Here is a 19,180-nt window from a genome sequence, read left to right on the forward strand (position 1 = left end):
GCATGGGCGCTGGGAAGCGCCCATGGAGCCGTACATCCGGCAGGTCTCTTTTTTCTTACCAGCTTGCCCGCATGCGTTCGCGTACGAGGGCAGAGCTGCGGCGATTGTCAGCTCCCAGACGGCTTTTCAGCGTCGGGTCCTGACGAGCGTCTTTGATGGCCTGTTGCAAGGTGTTCACCACCAGCGTCAGATCGTTTGCAGATGGCGCATCTGGATTGCTGATATCCAGCAGATTTTCCAGCAGCCCCAGCGTGGCGTAGTTGCTGATGTCATACGCCATTGGCGGAATAGTTGCCGCCAGTTTTTCCAACGCGTCAACGGTACGCAGGGTGATACGCGCCGCCGACTCTTTACCCATAGCGTGAATCAGCACGCCTTTATCGTTGAAAGCGATCAGGCGATTCGCCTGGTAGCCGTGCGCCAGAAACGCACCGGACATCGCTTTACCGACAATCAGGCCAATCACCGGGTGGCCCGCCAGACGCGCGTTGGCATACGCCGCTGCGGCACCGGCCAGCGCCTGGTGAATACCGAAACCTTCTTCACGGCGACCGTAGGCCTGGCTTGGTACATCAATCACCGCCACAATCGGACGTTTCACCGCTTTATCAGCATCTGCGGCGATGGTTTCACTGACCACTTTTGCCAGCGTCCAGCCTTCCAGCAGACCGACTTCCCCTTTCGCTGCGCGCGGGAAGTGGTTATTGGCATCCGGCACCACGGCAACAAAACGTACCGTTTCACCGTTAAGTTCACCGTCAGCGGCCTGCACAGACGGGCACAGCCCTTCGATTCGTTTGGCGTTCGGAACCAGCGTTTCCAGCCATAATTCGCCACGGCTAATTGCGTTACTCATCATTTCACCTCCCGGGCGAAGAGCGCATGAATCTGTTCGGTATCCGCCTGTTTGCGGGTATCGAAATTCGTCAGACGGTCGAGATACCAGGCATAGTTATCGGTGCGATGTTTCGCCGGAACGCCTTTCGCCAGCGCATCGTTCATGGCGGCTTTGACCGCGTTAACGCCGTCGCCGACCAGCGCTTCAACCAGACCGCTTTCGTAGCGAACTTCACCGCCGGTCATGCTCCAGATAAACGGACGGTCGCGGGAATCGTATTCTTCAATCCCGGCTTCCTGTTCGATGACCTGCGGGCCGTTCAGACCAAGACGCGCTTCGCGGGTCACAATCAGATAGCTACACAGCGCCGCCGCGATAGACATCCCACCGAAACAGCCCACGGTACCGGCCACAATGCCGACCACCGGGGTATAACGACGCAGGTCAACAATCGCCGCGTGGATATCGGCAATCGCCGCCAGGCCCAGGTTCGCTTCTTGTAAACGTACGCCGCCGGTTTCCAGGCTCAGAACGGCCTGAGTTGGGATGCCGTTACGGTTATCTTCCGCCGCCAGCTCCAGCGCCGCCGCCATTTTGGCGCCGGACACTTCGCCCATGCTGCCGCCCTGGAATGCGCCTTCAATCGCCACTACAACGGCCGGTTTGCCATTGATGGTGCCTTTTGCCACAACCATGCCATCATCGGCCTGAGGGACAATGCCCTGCGCGCCCAGCCACGGCGACATCACGCCTTCAAACGGGTCGAGCAGTTCACGGTAGCTGCCTTCATCCAGCAGCGCATGCGCACGCTGGCGTGCTTTTAATTCGATAAAACTGCGATCATCACGCATAGCTCACCTCTTCAAAAACCTGTTCGATACGGATGCGCGCCACGCCCGGCGTCGCGCCGAAGTCGTGGATGGTCAGTTTGCCGGCTGGCAGGCTGCTGACCGTTTGCAGACGATTAATCAGCGCTTCCCAGCGGCTGCGGCTGTTATCGACAGAAGTGGTGATATCAATGGTTAACGTCTGGCCCTGGTCGGCGGTGAATAACACCTCCATATCCCCGGAGCCCACAACGCCTGCCAGCGCTTTGCCGCTTAAGGTGCGGCTGGCCGGTACGGTTAACGTAATGTGTTCCATAACATCCTCTTAATGCTTGAAATAAGGCGATTCGATGCGATCGAGAAACAGGGTGGCGGCGAGCAAATCAGCGGCACCGCCCGGCGAGGCGTTCAGCGATAGCATGTGGCTATCAAGCGCGGCTAATGCCGCCTGACCTGCCGGATGGGCGCTGCCGCCCGCATTCAGCACTGCGCGAGCGCCGTCCTGCATGGCGTCCAACCCTTCCAACCCGGCGCGGGACAGCACGCAGGTATCGGTCAGTGAGGTCATGATTGCCATCAGCGCGTCGAGCCTTGCATGGGCTTCGCTGCTGCCGTTAAGTCGGCTTAGCCGTAGCTGCGGCAGCGCACGCTGCATCACATGCGGAAACGCCTGCTGCGCCTCTTCACGCGCGCCCGGCACCTGATAACGGTGGGTGGCGCGCAGCCCTTTGCTAAACACTTTTGGGGCCGCGGCATCTGGCAGCTTCGCCAGTTCGGCGGCGGTCGCGGCAACCTGTTTCGCGCTGCCCGCTCCGCCATGCATTGCCACGGCGCTCACCAGCAGTCCCAGTGCCCAAATCGCACCTCGGTGGGTATTGACCCCGCCGGTGGCCGCCATCATCTGTTGCTCGCCTTCGCGGCCGAGTCGCCCTATGGTTTGTCTAAGCGCAATATCCGCCGGACGTTGCCAGCTTTGTTGCGCCAGCGCCTGAAACGTGGGGGTCAGGCTGTGCGCGGAGCGCTCCATTAGCGCAAGCGATAAATCGTGGTGCGCACCGTTCCCCCGACTGTCCACCAGACCGGGTTTCGGGCTTAATCGTGCTTCGTCAATCAGACACTGCGTGGCGGTTCGCGCCAGCCATTCGGCACCGCCTTCAACCTGAATCTGGGGCAGAAGTTTCATTACCAGCTCCGGAATTTCGCAGGTGGGTTGTAAAGACCGCCGGACCATTCCACCAGGTCAGCGACGCTACCGGCCGCCAGCAGCGAACGGGTGGCATCGGTACGACGAATGCCCATATCTTCCGGATAGACAACCTTGCCGCTCTGACGCAGCTCGGCTACGCGTTTCGCGTCAACGCCCAGACCGATATCGGTGATACCCGCGACCGCAGCCACCATCGCACGGCGTTCTTCAAGATCTTTGGCGCGGTAGAGGTAAGCAATACCTTCTTCGGTCAGCACGTGGGTCACGTCGTCGCCGTAGATCATCACCGGTGCCAGCGGCATGCCGGAGGCTTTCGCCACATCAACCGCGTCCAGTTTTTCAACGAAGGTTGGCTTCACGCCCGCCTGGAAGGTTTCGACCATCTGCACCACCAGTTTTTTACCGCGCTGCATTGGGTCCGGTTCGGTGATCATGTTCAGCCAGGCAGGCGTTGCATGACGACGACCGTGTGGGTCATGACCCATGTTTGGCGCGCCACCGAAGCCAGAAAGACGACCGCGGGTCACGGTAGAGGAGTTGGCGTAGCCATCAACCTGTAAGGTAGAACCGATGAACATATCCACCGCGTACTGACCTGCCAGCTGGCAGAAGGCGCGGTTAGAACGCATCGAGCCGTCGGAACCGGTAAAGAAGATGTCAGGACGGGCGCGGATGTACTCTTCCATCCCCAGCTCGCCGCCGAAGCAGTGCACGCTTTCAACCCAGCCGCTCTCAATCGCCGGAATCAGCGTTGGATGCGGGTTCAGCGTCCAGTGTTTACAGATTTTGCCTTTCAGGCCGAGCTGTTCGCCGTAAGTTGGCAGCAGCAGTTCGATAGCCGCGGTGTTAAAGCCGATACCGTGGTTCAGTGACTGGACCTGGTGTTCCGCGTAGATGCCTTTAATCGCCATCATCGCCATCAGGATGTGTTCCTGTTTGATGAGACGCGGGTCACGGGTGAACAGCGGTTCGATAAAGAACGGTTTGTCGGCCACAACCACGAAATCAACCCAGGAACCAGGGATATCCACGCGCGGCAGGTCGCATTCATCGTCCACCAGCTCGTTCACCTGTGCGATGACGATACCGTCGTGGAACGCGGCGGCTTCAACCAGCGCTGGGGTATCTTCGGTGCTCGCCCCGGTGTAGAGGTTACCTTTGCGGTCGGCTTTGAAGCCGGCAATCAGCGCCACGTTCGGCGACAGGTCAACGTACAGACGGGAATAGAGTTCGATGTAGGTGTGGATGGCGCCGATTTCCAACTGACCATCTTCCAGCAGCTGCGAAATACGCAGGCTCTGAGTACCGGAGAAGGAGAAGTCCAGCTTGCGGGCGATCCCTTTTTCGAAGATGTCCAGATGCTCGCTGCGGCCGACGCTCGGCATGATCATGTGCAGGTCGTGCACAATCTGCGGGTTAACCTCGGCCAGCATGCGGGATAAGAAATCTGCCTGCTTTTGGTTATTCCCTTCTAATACCACGCGGTCACCCGGCGCGATCAGTTTTTCCAGCATTGCGGTCAGGTCTGCGGTTGGCAGAACCTTGCCCTGCACCGGGACGGAAGCCAGACGCCGCTGTTTTTCGGTGCGGCGTGTGTTCCAGACGCGTGCTGGTGTTTGCCCAGATAACATTATTAACCTCCTGATTCAGCTAATCATTTTGATTGCTTAACACTGAAAAGAGTGTGCACCCTGGTGAGAAAGTCATCAATTAAGCGTAGGAGAGAATCATTAGCCTGAGAGTAATAATTGAAGTAACAAATTGTGATTAGGATCAGATCCTGATGGGAGAAAAACGACTACCGATGCCTCATTTTCATAAACACGATGGCAAAGTGACGGTATAGTAGGCGCAGATTCCAGGTAAACATCGCCGAGTTATGACTGAAACAACCCACCACGATCTCAGTATCGACACCTCAAGCAGCGCGGACTTCGTGCCCATGCGCGGCATAAGCAATCGTCATCTTCAGACGATGCTGCCACGCCTGCTTCGTCGCAAGCTGCAATTCACCCCACACTGGCAACGCCTTGAGCTGCCGGACGGCGACTTCGTCGATTTAGCATGGAGTGAAGACCCGGCCGGTGCGCTGCATAAGCCTCGTCTGGTGGTGTTTCATGGTCTGGAGGGCAGCTTACACAGCCCGTACGCGCATGGCCTGATTAACGCGGCGAAAGCGCAAGGCTGGCTGGGCGTGGTCATGCATTTTCGCGGCTGCAGCGGCGAGCCAAACCGCCTGAACCGTATTTATCACTCCGGTGAAACGGAAGACGGCACCTGGTTCCTGAACTGGCTACAGCGTGAATACGGTAAAGCGCCAACGGCGGCGGTCGGCTACTCGCTGGGCGGCAACATGCTGGCCTGCCTGCTGGCCAAAGAAGGTAACGACGTGCCGATCGATGCGGCGGTGATTGTCTCCGCGCCGTTTATGCTGGAAGCCTGCAGCTACCACATGGATAAAGGCTTCTCGCGGGTCTATCAGCGCTATCTGCTGAACCTGCTGAAAGGCAACGCCGCCCGCAAGCTCAAAGCCTATCCTGGCTCGCTGCCGGTGGATCTGCGTCAGTTGAAAAGCATGCGCCGCATCCGCGAGTTTGACGATTCGATCACCTCGAAGATCCACGGCTTTGCCGACGCGATTGATTACTACCGTCAATGTAGTGCGATGCCTATCTTAAGCAAAATCACCAAACCGACGCTGATCATTCACTCGAAAGACGATCCGTTTATGGACCACCACTCCATTCCAGCCCAGGAAGAGCTGCCGGACAACGTCGTCTATCAACTTACCGAGTACGGCGGGCACGTCGGGTTTATCGGCGGCACGCTGCGCCACCCAGAAATGTGGCTGGAAAAACGCATCCCCGCCTGGCTGATGCCGTGGCTAGGGACTAAAGCATGATCATTCCCTGGCAGGATATCGACCCGGAGACGCTGGATAATCTGATTGAAAGCTTTGTCTTGCGCGAAGGCACTGATTATGGTGAATATGAACGTTCACTTGCGCAAAAGGTCGCCGACGTCAAACACCAGCTACAAACGGGCGAAGCGGTGCTGGTGTGGTCTGAACTTCACGAGACCGTCAACATCATGCCCCGTAACCAATTTCGCGGTTAACTATACTCTAACGACAGGAAGCGTTTACCCCGCTTCCGTTGTCGTCTGTTCAGGGAGTTATTCGCATGTCTGCCAAACATCCGGTCATTGCCGTTACCGGCTCCAGCGGAGCAGGAACCACCACCACCAGCCTCGCGTTTCGTAAAATCTTTGCTCAGCTCAACCTGCGCGCGGCGGAAGTCGAAGGCGACAGCTTTCACCGCTACACCCGTCCGGAAATGGATATGGCTATCCGCAAGGCCCGTGACCTTGGCCGCCACATCAGCTATTTCGGCCCGGATGCCAACGACTTTGGCCTGCTGGAACAAACCTTTCGCGACTACGGTCTGAACGGACAGGGGAAATCGCGCAAATACCTGCATACCTATGATGAAGCGGTTCCCTGGAACCAGGTACCCGGCACGTTTACGCCGTGGCAGCCGTTACCGGAACCGACCGATGTGCTGTTCTATGAAGGACTGCACGGCGGCGTGGTGACACCGCAGCACGATGTCGCGCGGCATGTTGATCTGCTGGTTGGCGTGGTGCCGATTGTTAACCTGGAGTGGATCCAGAAGATGATCCGTGACACCAGTGAGCGCGGTCACTCCCGCGAGGCGGTGATGGATTCCGTAGTGCGCTCAATGGAAGACTATATCAACTTCATCACCCCACAGTTCTCCCGCACCCATATCAACTTCCAGCGTGTACCAACGGTCGATACCTCTAACCCGTTTGCAGCCAAAAGCATTCCGTCGCTGGACGAGAGTTTTGTGGTGATTCACTTCCGTAATCTCGAGCACATCGACTACCCGTGGTTACTGGCCATGTTGCAGGGTTCATTTATCTCGCATATGAATACGCTGGTCGTTCCCGGCGGGAAGATGGTGCTGGCGATGGAATTAATCATGACGCCGCTGGTGCAGCGGCTGATGGAAGGTCGGAACTAGCATCAAGACCAGGTAGCCCGGACGAGGTGCGCAAGCACCGACGCCGGGAATGTCCCCGGCGTCACTGCGTTCGGCCGGGCTACGTCTAGCATGCAATCAGCCTTCAATCACTTCGTAAGAGTGAGTGATATTGACCGCTTTTTCGAGCATCAGCGCAACTGAGCAGTATTTCTCAGCAGACAGATCGACCGCACGCGATACCGCCGCATCCTTCAGCGCTTTACCGGTGACGATAAAGTGCAGGTTGATGTGCGTAAACAGACGCGGGGCTTCCTCACGGCGCTCAGAAGTGAGCTTCACTTCGCAGTCGGTCACGTCATTGCGACCTTTTTGCAGGATAGAGACGACGTCAATCGCACTGCAACCACCGGCGGCCATCAGCACGACTTCCATCGGGCTCGGCGCTTTATCGCCGGAGTTACCGTCCATCAAAATTTGGTGGCCAGAAGCAGACTCACCGAGGAAGGTTAACCCTTCAACCCATTTCACACGTGCTTGCATAATATTTAACTCCCAGGTTGCAATTTTCTTCTCAGATTACGCGCACATAACAATTCTCGCAATGGAAGGCGATCGCCGTCATGCTGAAGCGAGACACCAGGAGACACACGGCTAAAGCTATGCTAAAACAGTCGGGATGCTACGGTAATACATAAACGTACTGCATGTATGCAGAGGACATCACATTACAGGCTGCGACCCTATTCGACAGCCGACTTCCCAGGTAACGGGAAGGATACTATTGCAACCAGTGGCTGCAATGTTTTTGCCGCTGGGAAGAGCTTATAACAGAGGATAACCGCGCATGGTGCTTGGCAAACCGCAAACAGACCCTACTCTCGAATGGTTCTTGTCTCATTGCCATATTCATAAGTACCCATCGAAGAGCACGCTGATTCACCAGGGTGAAAAAGCAGAGACGCTGTATTACATCGTAAAAGGCTCAGTGGCTGTACTCATCAAGGATGAAGAAGGCAAAGAGATGATCCTCTCTTACCTTAACCAGGGCGACTTTATCGGTGAGCTGGGCCTGTTCGAAGAAGGCCAGGAACGCAGCGCATGGGTACGAGCAAAAACCGCTTGTGAAGTTGCTGAAATCTCTTATAAAAAATTCCGTCAGCTGATCCAGGTTAACCCGGACATTCTGATGCGTCTCTCTTCTCAGATGGCGCGTCGTCTGCAGGTCACCTCTGAAAAAGTTGGTAACCTGGCGTTCCTGGACGTAACCGGTCGTATCGCTCAGACCCTGCTGAACCTGGCTAAACAGCCGGACGCTATGACCCACCCGGACGGTATGCAGATCAAAATCACCCGTCAGGAAATTGGTCAGATCGTTGGCTGCTCCCGTGAAACCGTGGGCCGTATTCTGAAAATGCTGGAAGATCAGAACCTGATCTCCGCGCACGGCAAAACCATTGTCGTCTACGGAACCCGCTAATCCAGCCCAAAATGGCGTATTGTAAAAGCAATACGCCATTTTTGTTTTTCCCCCTATGTGGCGCAGGCTGATTTACCACCCCGAAGTCAACTATGCACTGCGGCAAACGCTGGTGTTATGTCTGCCGGTTGCCATCGGGCTTCTGTTCGGCCATCTCCAGCAGGGTCTGCTGTTTTCATTGGTGCCTGCCTGCTGCAATATCGCCGGCCTCGATACCCCACATAAGCGCTTCTTTAAACGCCTGATTATCGGTGGCTGTCTGTTTGCCGGATGTAGCCTTGCCGTGCAGCTGCTGTTGGCGCGCGATATCCCCTTACCGTTGATTCTCACCGGGCTTGCGCTGCTGCTGGGTGTCACGGCGGAAATCAGCGCGTTGCACGGGCGGTTACTGCCCGCCTCACTGATTGCTTCTATCTTCACCTTAAGCCTGGCGGGTAATATGCCCATCTGGGAGCCGCTACTGCTCTACGCGTTCGGCACGCTGTGGTATGGGCTGTTTAACTGGTGGTGGTTCTGGATATGGCGCGAGCAGCCGCTGCGGGAATCGCTGAGCCTGCTCTACCGACAGCTCGCCGAGTACTGCGAAGCCAAATATAGCCTGTTGACCCAGCACACTGACCCGAGTACCGCGCTGCCGCCGCTGCTCACTCGTCAACAGAAGGTGGTGGATCTCATCTCTCAGTGCTACCAGCAGCTGCACATGCTCGCCGCGAATCAGCACAACGACTATAAGCGCCTGCTGCGCGCCTTCCAGGTGGGGCTCGACTTGCAGGAGCATATCTCCGTCAGCTTGCACCAACCGGAAGAGGTACAAAAGCTGGTTGAACGCAGCCACGCCGAAGCGGTGATCCGCTGGAATGCCCAGACCGTGGCATCACGCCTGAGGGTACTGGCTGACGATATTCTCTATCACCGCTACCCTACCCGCTTCAATATGGACAAGCAGATTGGCGCGCTGGAAAAAATTGCCGACCAGCATCCAGATAACCCGGTTGGCCAGTTCTGCGCCTGGCACTTCAGCCGCATTGCCCGCGTGCTGCGCTCCCAGCGCCCGCTCTACCCGCGCAACCTGATGGCCGATAAAGAGCGCCGCCTGCCGCTATTCGCAGCGCTCAAAAACTACCTGTCGCTGAAATCTCCGGCGCTACGTAATGCCGCCCGACTCAGCGTGATGCTCAGTATCGCCAGCCTGATGGGTGCCGCGCTGCATTTGCCAAAGCCTTACTGGATCCTGATGACGGTGCTGCTGGTCACACAAAACGGCTACGGTGCAACTCGCGTACGTATTTTCCATCGTGCGGCGGGTACGCTGGCAGGGTTAGTGATTGCCGCCGTCGTTCTGCACTTCCACATCTCAGAAGGACTGGCGTTAGCGGGTATGCTTATCGTCACGCTGGGGAGCTACCTGATAATCCGTCGCCACTACGGTTGGGCCACCGTCGGCTTTACGATTACCGCGGTTTATACCCTGCAAATTCTGACGCTGAACGGCGAGCAGTTTATCGTCGCGCGCTTTATCGACACCATCATCGGCTGTCTGATTGCCTTTGGCGGGATGATCTGGCTGTGGCCGCAGTGGCAAAGCGGTCAGCTTCGACAAAACGCTCAGGCGGCGCTGGAAGCCGACCAGGAAGCCATTCGTCTTATCCTGAGCCCCGACCCGCAGGCGCCTAAGCTTGCCTATCAGCGTATGCGCGTAAACCAGGCGCACAACACGCTCTACAACACGCTCAACCAGGCCATGCAGGAACCGGGCTTTAACTCGCGCTATCTGGAAGATATGAAGCTGTGGGTCACCCACAGTCAGTTTATCGTCGAGCATATCAACGCCATGACCACGCTGGCACGCGAGCACAACATGCTGACGCCGGATCTCGCGCAGCAATATCTGGAATCCTGTGAGATTGCCCTTCAGCGCTGTCAACAGCGTCTGGAGTACGATGAGGCGGGAAGCAGCGGTGAAGTGAATATTATGGAATCGCCGGACGCGCTGTCCCATGGGCCGTTAAGCACCATGGAACAGCATCTTCAGCGTATTCTGGGGCATCTGAGCACCATGCACACCATCTCGTCGGTGGCCTGGCGACAGCGCCCGCGTCATGGAGGCTGGTTAAAACGACGGGCTAGCTAACGATTTTAGCGACCGCCTGAGCGAAACGCTGCATCCCTTCGTCGATATCCACCTCTTCCACCACCAGCGATGGTGCAAAGCGCATCACGTCCGGCCCGGCGTTCAGTACCATGACACCGACGTCCGCCGCGGCGTAGAGGAAATCACGCGCCCGGCCTTTGTATTTCTCGTTCAACGCCGCGCCAATCAGCAGACCCATGCCGCGCACGTCGCTAAAGACATCGTACTTCGCGTTGATATGCTGAAGGTGCTGCACAAAGCGCTCGCGCTTGGCGTTCACGCCGTTAAGCACTTCCGGAGTGTTGATAATATCGAATGCCGCACCCGCAACGGCACAGGCCAGCGGGTTACCGCCGTAGGTGGAGCCGTGTGAGCCGACGTGGAACGCGCTGGCAATGTCGTTGGTGGTCAGCATCGCGCTCACCGGGAAACCGCCGCCCAGCGCTTTGGCGCTGGTGAGAATATCCGGCGTCACGCCATAGTACATATAGGCAAACAGCGACCCGGTACGCCCCATGCCGCTTTGCACTTCATCAAACACCAACAGCGCCTGATGCTTATCGCACAGCGCACGCAGGCCCTGTAAGAATTCAGGCGTAGCCGCCAGTACGCCGCCTTCCCCCTGAATCGGCTCAACTACGATAGCGCAGGTATGGTCATCAATGACCGCTTCCACCGCGTGCAGGTCGTTAAACGGCACGTGGACGATATCCGCTGGTTTCGGGCCAAAGCCGTCGGAATACTTCGGCTGCCCGCCAACGGAGACGGTAAACAGCGAACGGCCGTGGAAAGCATTATGGAAAGCGATGATTTTCGTTTTGTACGGGCTATGACGGGTGGATGCATAGTAACGTGCCAGCTTGAAAGCCGTTTCGTTGGCTTCCGTACCGGAGTTCATAAACACCACACGCTCGGCGAAGGTTGCGTCCACCAGTTTCTGACCAAGGCGCAGCGCCGGTTCGTTAGTGAAGACGTTACTGGTGTGCCACAGCGTCTCACCCTGAGTTTTCAGCGCTTCAACCAGCGCCGGATGACAGTGGCCCAGCGCAGTCACCGCGATACCGCCGGCGAAATCAACGTACTCTTTGCCTTGCTGATCCCATACGCGGCTCCCCTTGCCCTTCACCGGGATAAATTCCGCTGGTGCATAGATTGGCAAAATGACCTGGTCGAAGGTCGCGCGGGTAATAGCAGGTTGTTTGGTTTCCATGTCATGCCCTTCTGCAAACGATGAAGCAATGATTGTGAGAATTTATCCACAAAATATGCATAAAAAATCACGTCATGGCAACTACTATCGCGTGAGGAAGTTTGCCAGTAGCGCGTGGCCCTGCTCGCTGAGAATGCTTTCCGGGTGGAACTGTACGCCTTCCAAATCCCATTCGCGGTGGCGGATACCCATAATTTCACCCGTTTCACTGCGGGCCGTCACCTCAAAGCAGTCGGGCAACGTTGCGGGATCGATCAGCAGCGAATGGTAGCGCGTCACGGTGAGCGGGTTATTCAGGCCGCGGAATACGCCCTGTTGATGATGGGTAATCGGAGAGGTTTTGCCGTGCATCACTTTTTCGGCACGAACAATACGCGCGCCGAATGCCTGAGCAATGGCCTGATGGCCTAAGCAGACACCAAGCAGCGGCGTTTGACCGGCATAGCGACGGATAACATCAAGAGAAATACCGGCTTCATCCGGCGTGCAGGGACCTGGGGAAATGACGATTTTTTCTGGGGAGAGTGCGTCGATGTCATCAAGGGTGATGTCATCATTACGTTTGACCGTCACGCTGGCACCCAGCTCGCAGAAATACTGGTAGAGGTTCCAGGTAAAGGAATCGTAGTTATCAATCAGCAGGATCATGGCGGCTCCGGTCATTCAATTTGCCGCCATTCTACCAACTTTAGTGACGGGGCGGCAGCCTCATGCCAGATGCCACCCCGTACTGATTACGGCAGGACTTTCGCCGACAGGATCACAATCGGTTTGGAAGGAACATTCTGGTATGGCCCGACGTTGTGGGTCGGCACCTGAGCAATTTTGTCTGCCACGTCCATCCCCTTCACAACCTTACCAAACACCGCGTAGCCAAAGTCACGCTGGCCGTGATCCAGGAAAGCGTTGTCCGCTACGTTGATAAAGAACTGGCTGGTTGCGCTGTCTTTGTCAGCGGTACGCGCCATGGCGATAGTGCCACGGGTATTGCGCAGGCCGTTATCGGCTTCATTTTTGATAGGTGGATTCGGCTGCTTCTGCTGCATCTGTTCGTTAAAGCCGCCGCCCTGAACCATAAAGCCAGGGATCACACGGTGGAACGTGGTGTTGTTATAAAAGCCGCTATTAACGTAGTTCAGGAAGTTTTCAACGGAGACCGGCGCCTTCTGGCTATCCAGCTGCAACTCGATGTTGCCAGCAGAAGTGGTCAGCAGCACGTGCGGATCGTTTTTCGCCGCTAACGCCGCAGGCGCAACCGCAGAGAGTGCAAACACAGCCGCCATGGCCGCCAGAGTGGATTTGAGCATGAGAATTCCTTTAACGGTGCAGTAGAGAAAGCAAGTGGCTTGATTCTAAAGAGGGATAGCCCCTCAGGCCAGTGCTTTACTTAAGTTTACGTGACTGAAACGGTTAATAATGATCAGGGTAAGAATGTATAAATTTAATTATGTGATCATGATCACATTGAAAAATGTAATAAAGAAAGTTTTGCGTAATAAAACTATGAATGCATCACGTCAATGACTAAAATCTGCTCGCTCAGCGCAGAGTCAACGCGCTTTACACAACTATTCACAGGCCAGTCATGACTAACAGCAATCGTACCAAGCTCACATGGATCAGCTTCTTCTCCTACGCCCTTACCGGTGCGTTGGTAATCGTCACCGGGATGGTGATGGGAAATATCGCCGATTACTTTAATCTGCCCGTTTCCAGCATGAGTAACACTTTTACCTTCCTGAACGCAGGGATCCTGATCTCTATTTTCCTCAATGCCTGGCTGATGGAAATTGTGCCGCTGAAAACCCAGCTGCGCTTCGGCTTTATTTTGATGGTGCTGGCGGTGATCGGGCTGATGACCAGCCATAGCCTGGCGCTGTTCTCTGCGGCGATGTTCGTGCTTGGCCTGGTTAGCGGGATCACCATGTCCATTGGTACCTTCCTGATCACCCATATGTATGAAGGCCGTCAGCGCGGCGCGCGTCTGCTGTTCACCGACTCCTTCTTCAGCATGGCCGGGATGATCTTCCCAATGCTCGCGGCCTGGCTGCTGGCGCGTACTATTGAGTGGTACTGGGTTTATGCCTGCATCGGCCTCATCTATGTTGCTATCTTCGTGCTGACCCTGGGCTGTGAATTCCCGGTTCTGGGTAAAAAAGCGCAAACCAGCGACCAGCCGGTAGTGAAAGAGAAATGGGGCATCGGCGTGTTGTTCCTGTCCATCGCGGCATTGTGCTACATCCTGGGCCAGCTGGGCTTCATCTCCTGGGTACCGGAATACGCCAAAGGCCTGGGCATGAGCCTGAACGACGCAGGCCAGTTGGTCAGCGATTTCTGGATGTCTTATATGTTCGGTATGTGGGCCTTCAGCTTCATCCTGCGCTTCTTCGATCTGCAACGTATTCTGACCGTTCTGGCCGGTATTGCGACCGTGATGATGTACCTGTTCAACCACGGCGAGCCACAGCATCTGGCCTGGTTCATCCTGACTCTGGGCTTCTTCTCCAGCGCTATCTATACCTCCATCATTACGCTGGGTTCATTGCAGACCAAAATTGCCTCACCAAAACTGGTTAACTTTGTTCTGACCTGCGGCACCATCGGCACCATGCTGACCTTCGTGGTCACCGGGCCTATCGTTGCCCACAGCGGCCCTCTGGCGGCGCTGACCACTGCAAATGGTCTGTACGCTGTGGTGTTCGTGATGTGTCTTGTTCTGGGCTTTGTGAGCCGCCATCGCCAGCATGCGGCGAGCGCTTCCCACTAATAGTCAGTCCGGCAAGAAATTCCGTTCACTTTACGTTCTGTTGAACATGACGTGAAGTGAACGGACCCCTCTCAGCGTTCACCAACATTACGCATCCTCACGCTCCTCTCTCCCCGCCGATTTTTCACTCTTTTCGCTCAAAAAACGAACAGCGCATAAAGTTGAGTATTTTCCGCAACTTACAAAACTACTTAAAAATCATAACTCTACTCATTAAGGGGTAGGTAAAGGCTAAATTGATTTGTATCAATAATCCCAATAGCTGAATCGTTAAGGTAGGCAGTATTAGAATAGAAATCGAGGCAAAAATGAGCAAAGTCAGACTCGCAATTATCGGTAACGGCATGGTCGGCCACCGCTTTATCGAGGATCTTCTCGATAAGTCCGACGCAAGCCAGTTCGATATCACCGTCTTCTGTGAAGAACCCCGCATCGCCTACGACCGCGTCCACCTATCCTCCTACTTCTCCCATCACACGGCAGAAGAGCTGTCGCTGGTGCGCGAAGGCTTCTACGAGAAGCACGGCGTGAAGGTACTGGTCGGCGAACGCGCCATCACCATCAACCGTAAAGAGAAGGTGATCCACTCCAGCGCGGGCCGTACCGTGTTTTACGACAAACTGATTATGGCAACCGGCTCCTACCCATGGATCCCGCCAATCAAAGGGTCTGAAACTCAGGACTGCTTCGTTTACCGTACGATTGAAGATCTGAACGCCATTGAAGCCTGTGCCCGCCGTAGCAAACGCGGTGCGGTGGTCGGCGGCGGCCTGCTTGGCCTCGAAGCAGCCGGCGCACTGAAAAACCTTGGCGTGGAAACCCACGTGATTGAATTCGCCCCAATGCTGATGGCTGAACAGCTCGATCAGATGGGCGGCGAACAGCTCAAGCGTAAAATTGAAAGCATGGGTGTGAAAGTTCACACCAGCAAAAACACCAAAGAGATTGTTCAGGAAGGCGAAAACGCCCGCAAAACTATGCGTTTTGCCGACGGTAGCCAGCTGGAAATCGACTTCATCGTCTTCTCTACCGGCATTCGCCCACGCGACAAACTGGCCACCCAGTGCGGCCTCGAAGTCGGCCAGCGCGGCGGTATCCTGATTAACGACAGCTGCCAGACCTCTGACCCGGATATCTACGCTATCGGCGAATGCGCCAGCTGGAAAAACCGCGTCTATGGCCTGGTCGCACCGGGTTATAAAATGGCGCAGGTCGCCGTTGATCATATCCTGGGTACGCCAAACGCCTTCCAGGGCGCGGACATGAGCGCCAAGCTGAAGCTGCTGGGCGTAGACGTCGGTGGTATCGGCGATGCTCACGGCCATACGCCGGGCGCGCGCAGCTACGTCTACCTCGACGAAAGCAAAGAAGTCTACAAACGTCTGATCGTAAGCGAAGACAACAAAACCCTGCTCGGCGCGGTACTGGTCGGCGATACCAGCGACTACGGCAACCTGCTGCAGCTGGCGTTGAACGCTATCGAACTGCCGGAAAACCCGGATTCGCTGATTCTGCCAGCGCACGCCAGCAGCGGTAAACCGTCTATCGGCGTCGATAAGCTGCCTGACAGCGCGCAGATTTGCTCCTGCTTTGACGTCTCTAAAGGCGACCTGATTGCCGCTATCAACAAAGGCTGCCACACCGTTGCCGCGCTGAAAGCCGAAACCAAAGCCGGTACCGGCTGCGGCGGCTGTATTCCGCTGGTGACCCAGGTGCTGAACGCCGAGCTGGCGAAACAGGGTATCGAAGTCAACCACAGCCTGTGTGAACACTTCGCCTTTACTCGTCAGGAGCTGTATCACCTGATTCGCGTAGAAGGCATCAAAACCTTCGACGAGCTGCTGGCGAAATACGGTAAAGGTTACGGCTGTGAAGTCTGTAAGCCAACCGTCGGTTCCCTGCTGGCTTCCTGCTGGAATGAATACATCCTGAAGCCGCAGCACACGCCGCTGCAGGACACTAACGACAACTTCCTGGCGAACATTCAGAAAGACGGTACCTACTCGGTAATCCCACGTTCTGCGGGCGGTGAAATCACCCCGGAAGGCCTGGTTGCCGTCGGCCGTATCGCGCGTGAATTCAATCTGTATACCAAAATCACCGGCTCCCAGCGTATCGGCCTGTTCGGTGCGCAGAAAGATGACCTGCCGGAAATCTGGCGCCAGCTGATTGAAGCAGGCTTCGAAACCGGTCATGCCTATGCCAAAGCGCTGCGTATGGCGAAAACCTGCGTAGGCAGCACCTGGTGTCGTTACGGCGTGGGCGACAGCGTAGGCTTCGGCGTTGAGCTGGAAAACCGCTACAAGGGCATTCGTACGCCGCACAAGATGAAATTTGGTGTATCAGGCTGTACCCGTGAATGTGCGGAAGCTCAGGGCAAAGACGTGGGTATCATTGCCACCGAGAAAGGCTGGAACCTGTACGTCTGCGGTAACGGCGGAATGAAGCCGCGCCACGCAGACCTGCTGGCCGCTGACCTCGACCGCGATACGCTGGTGAAATACCTCGACCGCTTCATGATGTTCTACATCCGCACCGCCGATAAACTGACGCGTACCGCGCCGTGGCTGGATAACCTGGAAGGCGGTATCGACTACCTGCGTTCCGTTATCATCGACGACAAACTGGGGCTGAACCAGCATCTGGAAGAAGAGATCGCCCGCCTGCGCGAAGCGTTTGCCTGCGAATGGACCGAGACCGTAAACGACCCAGCCGCTCAGGTACGCTTCAAACACTTTATCAACAGCGAACAACGTGACCCGAACGTCCAGGTGGTTGCCGAGCGTGCCCAGCATCGCCCTGCTACGCCGTATGAACGTATTCCGGTCACTCTGGTGGAGGAAAACGCATGAGCCAGTGGGTAAATATCTGCAAAATTGACGCTATTCTGCCAGCAACAGGCGTCTGTGCGCTGCTGGGCAACCAGCAGGTCGCCGTGTTCCGTCCGTATGCCGACAACCAGGTCTTCGCCATCAGCAACATCGACCCGTTCTTTGAGTCGAGCGTGCTGTCGCGCGGACTGATTGCCGAACACCAGGGCGAACTGTGGGTGGCAAGCCCGCTGAAAAAACAGCGCTTCCGCCTGCGCGACGGCCTGTGCATGGAGGACGAAAGCCACTCCATCCCGCATTATGAAGTTCGCGTTAAAGACGGCCAGGTGCAGCTGAAAGCCTGATCGTTTTGGGCATAAGTAATACCAAAAACTTATGACCTTAAAGGGGTAACAGCGGGAAAATTCGTATATTCCATACGATGACTGCTGTTATCCTTACCCGCATTATTCATCCCCCGCATTTATCTATTCCGTGAGGTTGCCCCTTGGATCACTTACCTATCTTTTGCCAACTGCGCGATCGTGACTGTTTGCTGGTCGGCGGCGGCGATGTCGCCGAGCGTAAAGCACGTTTGCTGCTGGACGCGGGCGCTCGTCTGACGGTAAACGCACGGGATTACGTTCCGCAGTTCCACGTCTGGGCCGAAGCGGGCATGTTGACGCTGGTGCAGGGGGATTTCCAACCCGCGCTGCTCGACCCATGCTGGCTGGCGATTGCCGCGACCGATGATGACGAAGTGAACCAGCAGGTCAGCGACGCCGCCGAAACGCGACGTATTTTCTGCAACGTGGTCGACGCGCCCAAAGCGGCGAGCTTTATCATGCCGTCGATTATCGACCGCTCACCGCTGATGGTTGCCGTCTCCTCCGGCGGCACTTCCCCGGTGCTGGCACGCCTGCTGCGCGAGAAGCTGGAAGCGATGCTGCCGCAGCATCTTGGACAGGTTGCCGCTTATGCCGGACAACTGCGCGCACGGGTGAAAAAACAGTTCGCCACGATGGGCGAGCGTCGTCGTTTCTGGGAAAAACTGTTTGAGAATGACCGCCTGGCGCAATCGCTGGCCAATCAGGATCAACAGGCCATTGATGACACCACCGAACAACTGCTGAACGCACCGCTGGATCATCGTGGCGAAGTCGTACTGGTTGGCGCCGGTCCGGGTGATGCCGGTCTGCTGACGCTGAAAGGCCTACAGCAGATTCAACAGGCTGACGTGGTGGTTTACGACCGCCTGGTCTCCGACGACATTATGAATCTGGTTCGCCGCGACGCAGACCGCGTGTTCGTGGGTAAGCGCGCAGGCTACCACTGCGTACCGCAGGAAGAGATTAACCAGATTCTGCTGCGCGAGGCCCAGCAGGGCAAGCGTGTGGTTCGCCTGAAAGGCGGTGACCCGTTTATCTTTGGCCGCGGCGGTGAAGAACTGGAAACCCTGTGCAACGCGGGCATTCCTTTCTCCGTCGTACCCGGCATTACCGCCGCCTCCGGCTGCTCTGCCTACTCAGGTATTCCACTGACCCACCGGGATTACGCCCAGAGCGTTCGCCTGGTCACCGGGCACCTGAAAACCGGCGGCGAGCTGGACTGGGATAACCTGGCGGCAGAGAAACAGACGCTGGTGTTTTATATGGGGCTAAATCAGGCCGCCACTATCCAGCAAAAGCTGATTGAACACGGTATGCAGGCTGATATGCCGGTGGCCATTGTCGAGAACGGCACCGCGATAAACCAGCGCGTGGTAGACGGAAAGCTGTCGCAACTTGGCGAACTGGCAGAGCAAATGGCGAGCCCGGCGCTGATTATCGTCGGCCGCGTGGTGGGGCTGCGTGGCAAGCTGAACTGGTTCTCGAATCACTGATGGTCACATCACAGATATAAAAAA

Annotated in this window: 18 protein-coding genes; 9 read left to right on the forward strand and 9 right to left on the reverse strand. The window is 56.4% G+C overall.

Features of this window, described 5'->3' with window-relative positions; all coding sequences use genetic code 11:
- Nucleotides 1-55 precede the first annotated feature (55 nt).
- Genes mdcE through mdcA form a run of 5 tightly spaced genes read right to left on the reverse strand, consistent with a single transcriptional unit; the run spans nucleotide 56 to nucleotide 4,503 of the window.
- Nucleotides 56-856 carry a biotin-independent malonate decarboxylase subunit gamma gene (gene mdcE / locus GKAS_RS11435; RefSeq protein WP_035894397.1) on the reverse strand — a complete coding sequence of 267 codons (801 nt, stop codon included), beginning with the start codon at nucleotides 854-856 and terminating at the stop codon, nucleotides 56-58.
- Nucleotides 856-1,689 (reverse strand): biotin-independent malonate decarboxylase subunit beta, encoded by an 834-nt coding sequence (locus GKAS_RS11440; RefSeq protein ID WP_035894380.1) that lies wholly within the window; start codon nucleotides 1,687-1,689, stop codon nucleotides 856-858. Before GKAS_RS11440 ends, mdcE begins: the two co-directional genes overlap by 1 nt.
- A complete protein-coding gene (gene mdcC / locus GKAS_RS11445) occupies nucleotides 1,682-1,981 on the reverse strand; it encodes a malonate decarboxylase acyl carrier protein (protein WP_035894381.1) in 300 nt (99 codons plus the stop codon). Before mdcC ends, GKAS_RS11440 begins: the two co-directional genes overlap by 8 nt.
- A gap of 9 nt (nucleotides 1,982-1,990) precedes the next feature.
- Entirely contained in the window at nucleotides 1,991-2,848 is an 858-nt protein-coding gene (locus tag GKAS_RS11450) for a triphosphoribosyl-dephospho-CoA synthase (RefSeq protein WP_035894382.1), read from the reverse strand.
- On the reverse strand, nucleotides 2,848-4,503 hold the full coding sequence (gene mdcA, locus GKAS_RS11455; protein ID WP_035894383.1) for a malonate decarboxylase subunit alpha: 1,656 nt from the start codon (nucleotides 4,501-4,503) through the stop codon (nucleotides 2,848-2,850). The genes GKAS_RS11450 and mdcA overlap by 1 nt, the downstream gene beginning before the upstream one ends.
- 248 nt (nucleotides 4,504-4,751) lie before the next feature.
- Between mdcA and GKAS_RS11460 the strand changes: the two genes are divergently transcribed.
- The 3 genes from GKAS_RS11460 to GKAS_RS11470 all read left to right on the forward strand — a co-directional run bounded on the left by GKAS_RS11460 (nucleotide 4,752) and on the right by GKAS_RS11470 (nucleotide 6,918).
- Nucleotides 4,752-5,774 carry a hydrolase gene (locus tag GKAS_RS11460; protein WP_035894384.1) on the forward strand — a complete coding sequence of 341 codons (1,023 nt, stop codon included), beginning with the start codon at nucleotides 4,752-4,754 and terminating at the stop codon, nucleotides 5,772-5,774.
- Nucleotides 5,771-5,989 carry a YheU family protein gene (locus tag GKAS_RS11465; RefSeq protein ID WP_035894385.1) on the forward strand — a complete coding sequence of 73 codons (219 nt, stop codon included), beginning with the start codon at nucleotides 5,771-5,773 and terminating at the stop codon, nucleotides 5,987-5,989. The genes GKAS_RS11460 and GKAS_RS11465 overlap by 4 nt, the downstream gene beginning before the upstream one ends.
- Before the next feature lie 65 nt (nucleotides 5,990-6,054).
- The gene (locus GKAS_RS11470) at nucleotides 6,055-6,918 is read left to right on the forward strand and encodes a phosphoribulokinase (RefSeq protein WP_035894386.1); all 864 of its coding nucleotides are present in this window, start codon (nucleotides 6,055-6,057) and stop codon (nucleotides 6,916-6,918) included.
- A gap of 96 nt (nucleotides 6,919-7,014) precedes the next feature.
- Here GKAS_RS11470 and GKAS_RS11475 read toward each other — a convergent pair whose 3' ends face one another.
- The gene (locus GKAS_RS11475; RefSeq protein ID WP_035894387.1) at nucleotides 7,015-7,419 is read right to left on the reverse strand and encodes an OsmC family protein; all 405 of its coding nucleotides are present in this window, start codon (nucleotides 7,417-7,419) and stop codon (nucleotides 7,015-7,017) included.
- Between the two features lie 304 nt (nucleotides 7,420-7,723).
- On the opposite strand from GKAS_RS11475, the gene crp reads away from it, so the two are divergent.
- Both crp and GKAS_RS11485 read left to right on the forward strand, forming a co-directional pair.
- The gene (crp, locus tag GKAS_RS11480) at nucleotides 7,724-8,356 is read left to right on the forward strand and encodes a cAMP-activated global transcriptional regulator CRP (RefSeq protein ID WP_000242758.1); all 633 of its coding nucleotides are present in this window, start codon (nucleotides 7,724-7,726) and stop codon (nucleotides 8,354-8,356) included.
- A gap of 55 nt (nucleotides 8,357-8,411) precedes the next feature.
- Nucleotides 8,412-10,487, forward strand: a complete 2,076-nt coding sequence (locus tag GKAS_RS11485; RefSeq protein WP_035894388.1) for a YccS/YhfK family putative transporter — start codon at nucleotides 8,412-8,414, stop codon at nucleotides 10,485-10,487.
- On the opposite strand, the gene argD is transcribed toward GKAS_RS11485, so the two are convergent.
- The 3 genes from argD to ppiA all read right to left on the reverse strand — a co-directional run bounded on the left by argD (nucleotide 10,480) and on the right by ppiA (nucleotide 13,004).
- Complete coding sequence (gene argD / locus GKAS_RS11490) at nucleotides 10,480-11,697, reverse strand: bifunctional acetylornithine/succinyldiaminopimelate transaminase (protein WP_035894389.1); 1,218 nt, start codon at nucleotides 11,695-11,697, stop codon at nucleotides 10,480-10,482. The genes GKAS_RS11485 and argD overlap by 8 nt on opposite strands.
- Nucleotides 11,698-11,781: 84 nt before the next feature.
- A complete protein-coding gene (gene pabA, locus GKAS_RS11495; RefSeq protein WP_035894390.1) occupies nucleotides 11,782-12,345 on the reverse strand; it encodes an aminodeoxychorismate synthase component 2 in 564 nt (187 codons plus the stop codon).
- A gap of 86 nt (nucleotides 12,346-12,431) precedes the next feature.
- The gene (gene ppiA / locus GKAS_RS11500; protein ID WP_035894391.1) at nucleotides 12,432-13,004 is read right to left on the reverse strand and encodes a peptidylprolyl isomerase A; all 573 of its coding nucleotides are present in this window, start codon (nucleotides 13,002-13,004) and stop codon (nucleotides 12,432-12,434) included.
- Nucleotides 13,005-13,282: 278 nt separating this feature from the next.
- Between ppiA and tsgA the strand changes: the two genes are divergently transcribed.
- The 4 genes from tsgA (at nucleotide 13,283) to cysG (ending at nucleotide 19,156) form a co-directional block, all read left to right on the forward strand.
- Nucleotides 13,283-14,464, forward strand: coding sequence for an MFS transporter TsgA (tsgA, locus tag GKAS_RS11505; RefSeq protein WP_035894392.1), 1,182 nt, complete (start codon nucleotides 13,283-13,285; stop codon nucleotides 14,462-14,464).
- A gap of 308 nt (nucleotides 14,465-14,772) precedes the next feature.
- Nucleotides 14,773-17,316: a nitrite reductase large subunit NirB gene (gene nirB, locus GKAS_RS11510; RefSeq protein ID WP_035894393.1), complete on the forward strand. Its 2,544-nt coding sequence runs from the start codon at nucleotides 14,773-14,775 to the stop codon at nucleotides 17,314-17,316.
- Nucleotides 17,313-17,639, forward strand: coding sequence for a nitrite reductase small subunit NirD (nirD, locus tag GKAS_RS11515; RefSeq protein WP_035894394.1), 327 nt, complete (start codon nucleotides 17,313-17,315; stop codon nucleotides 17,637-17,639). Before nirB ends, nirD begins: the two co-directional genes overlap by 4 nt.
- Before the next feature lie 143 nt (nucleotides 17,640-17,782).
- On the forward strand, nucleotides 17,783-19,156 hold the full coding sequence (cysG, locus tag GKAS_RS11520; protein WP_035894396.1) for a siroheme synthase CysG: 1,374 nt from the start codon (nucleotides 17,783-17,785) through the stop codon (nucleotides 19,154-19,156).
- The last annotated feature ends 24 nt before the right edge of the window (nucleotides 19,157-19,180 follow it).

Origin of the sequence: Kluyvera ascorbata ATCC 33433, from assembly GCF_000735365.1 — a bacterium.
GTDB lineage: Bacteria > Pseudomonadota > Gammaproteobacteria > Enterobacterales > Enterobacteriaceae > Kluyvera > Kluyvera ascorbata.

Excerpts from the sequence above, each read along its gene's own strand:
- nirB (WP_035894393.1), top strand. The coding sequence starts at position 14,773 with ATGAGCAAAGTCAGACTCGCAATTATCGGTAACGGCATGGTCGGCCAC.
- GKAS_RS11450 (WP_035894382.1), bottom strand. The coding sequence starts at position 2,848 with ATGAAACTTCTGCCCCAGATTCAGGTTGAAGGCGGTGCCGAATGGCTG.
- pabA (WP_035894390.1), bottom strand. The coding sequence starts at position 12,345 with ATGATCCTGCTGATTGATAACTACGATTCCTTTACCTGGAACCTCTAC.
- argD (WP_035894389.1), bottom strand. The coding sequence starts at position 11,697 with ATGGAAACCAAACAACCTGCTATTACCCGCGCGACCTTCGACCAGGTC.
- GKAS_RS11485 (WP_035894388.1), top strand. The coding sequence starts at position 8,412 with ATGTGGCGCAGGCTGATTTACCACCCCGAAGTCAACTATGCACTGCGG.
- GKAS_RS11470 (WP_035894386.1), top strand. The coding sequence starts at position 6,055 with ATGTCTGCCAAACATCCGGTCATTGCCGTTACCGGCTCCAGCGGAGCA.
- GKAS_RS11475 (WP_035894387.1), bottom strand. The coding sequence starts at position 7,419 with ATGCAAGCACGTGTGAAATGGGTTGAAGGGTTAACCTTCCTCGGTGAG.
- crp (WP_000242758.1), top strand. The coding sequence starts at position 7,724 with ATGGTGCTTGGCAAACCGCAAACAGACCCTACTCTCGAATGGTTCTTG.
- mdcC (WP_035894381.1), bottom strand. The coding sequence starts at position 1,981 with ATGGAACACATTACGTTAACCGTACCGGCCAGCCGCACCTTAAGCGGC.
- GKAS_RS11460 (WP_035894384.1), top strand. The coding sequence starts at position 4,752 with ATGACTGAAACAACCCACCACGATCTCAGTATCGACACCTCAAGCAGC.
- GKAS_RS11465 (WP_035894385.1), top strand. The coding sequence starts at position 5,771 with ATGATCATTCCCTGGCAGGATATCGACCCGGAGACGCTGGATAATCTG.
- ppiA (WP_035894391.1), bottom strand. The coding sequence starts at position 13,004 with ATGCTCAAATCCACTCTGGCGGCCATGGCGGCTGTGTTTGCACTCTCT.
- tsgA (WP_035894392.1), top strand. The coding sequence starts at position 13,283 with ATGACTAACAGCAATCGTACCAAGCTCACATGGATCAGCTTCTTCTCC.
- mdcE (WP_035894397.1), bottom strand. The coding sequence starts at position 856 with ATGAGTAACGCAATTAGCCGTGGCGAATTATGGCTGGAAACGCTGGTT.
- mdcA (WP_035894383.1), bottom strand. The coding sequence starts at position 4,503 with ATGTTATCTGGGCAAACACCAGCACGCGTCTGGAACACACGCCGCACC.
- GKAS_RS11440 (WP_035894380.1), bottom strand. The coding sequence starts at position 1,689 with ATGCGTGATGATCGCAGTTTTATCGAATTAAAAGCACGCCAGCGTGCG.
- nirD (WP_035894394.1), top strand. The coding sequence starts at position 17,313 with ATGAGCCAGTGGGTAAATATCTGCAAAATTGACGCTATTCTGCCAGCA.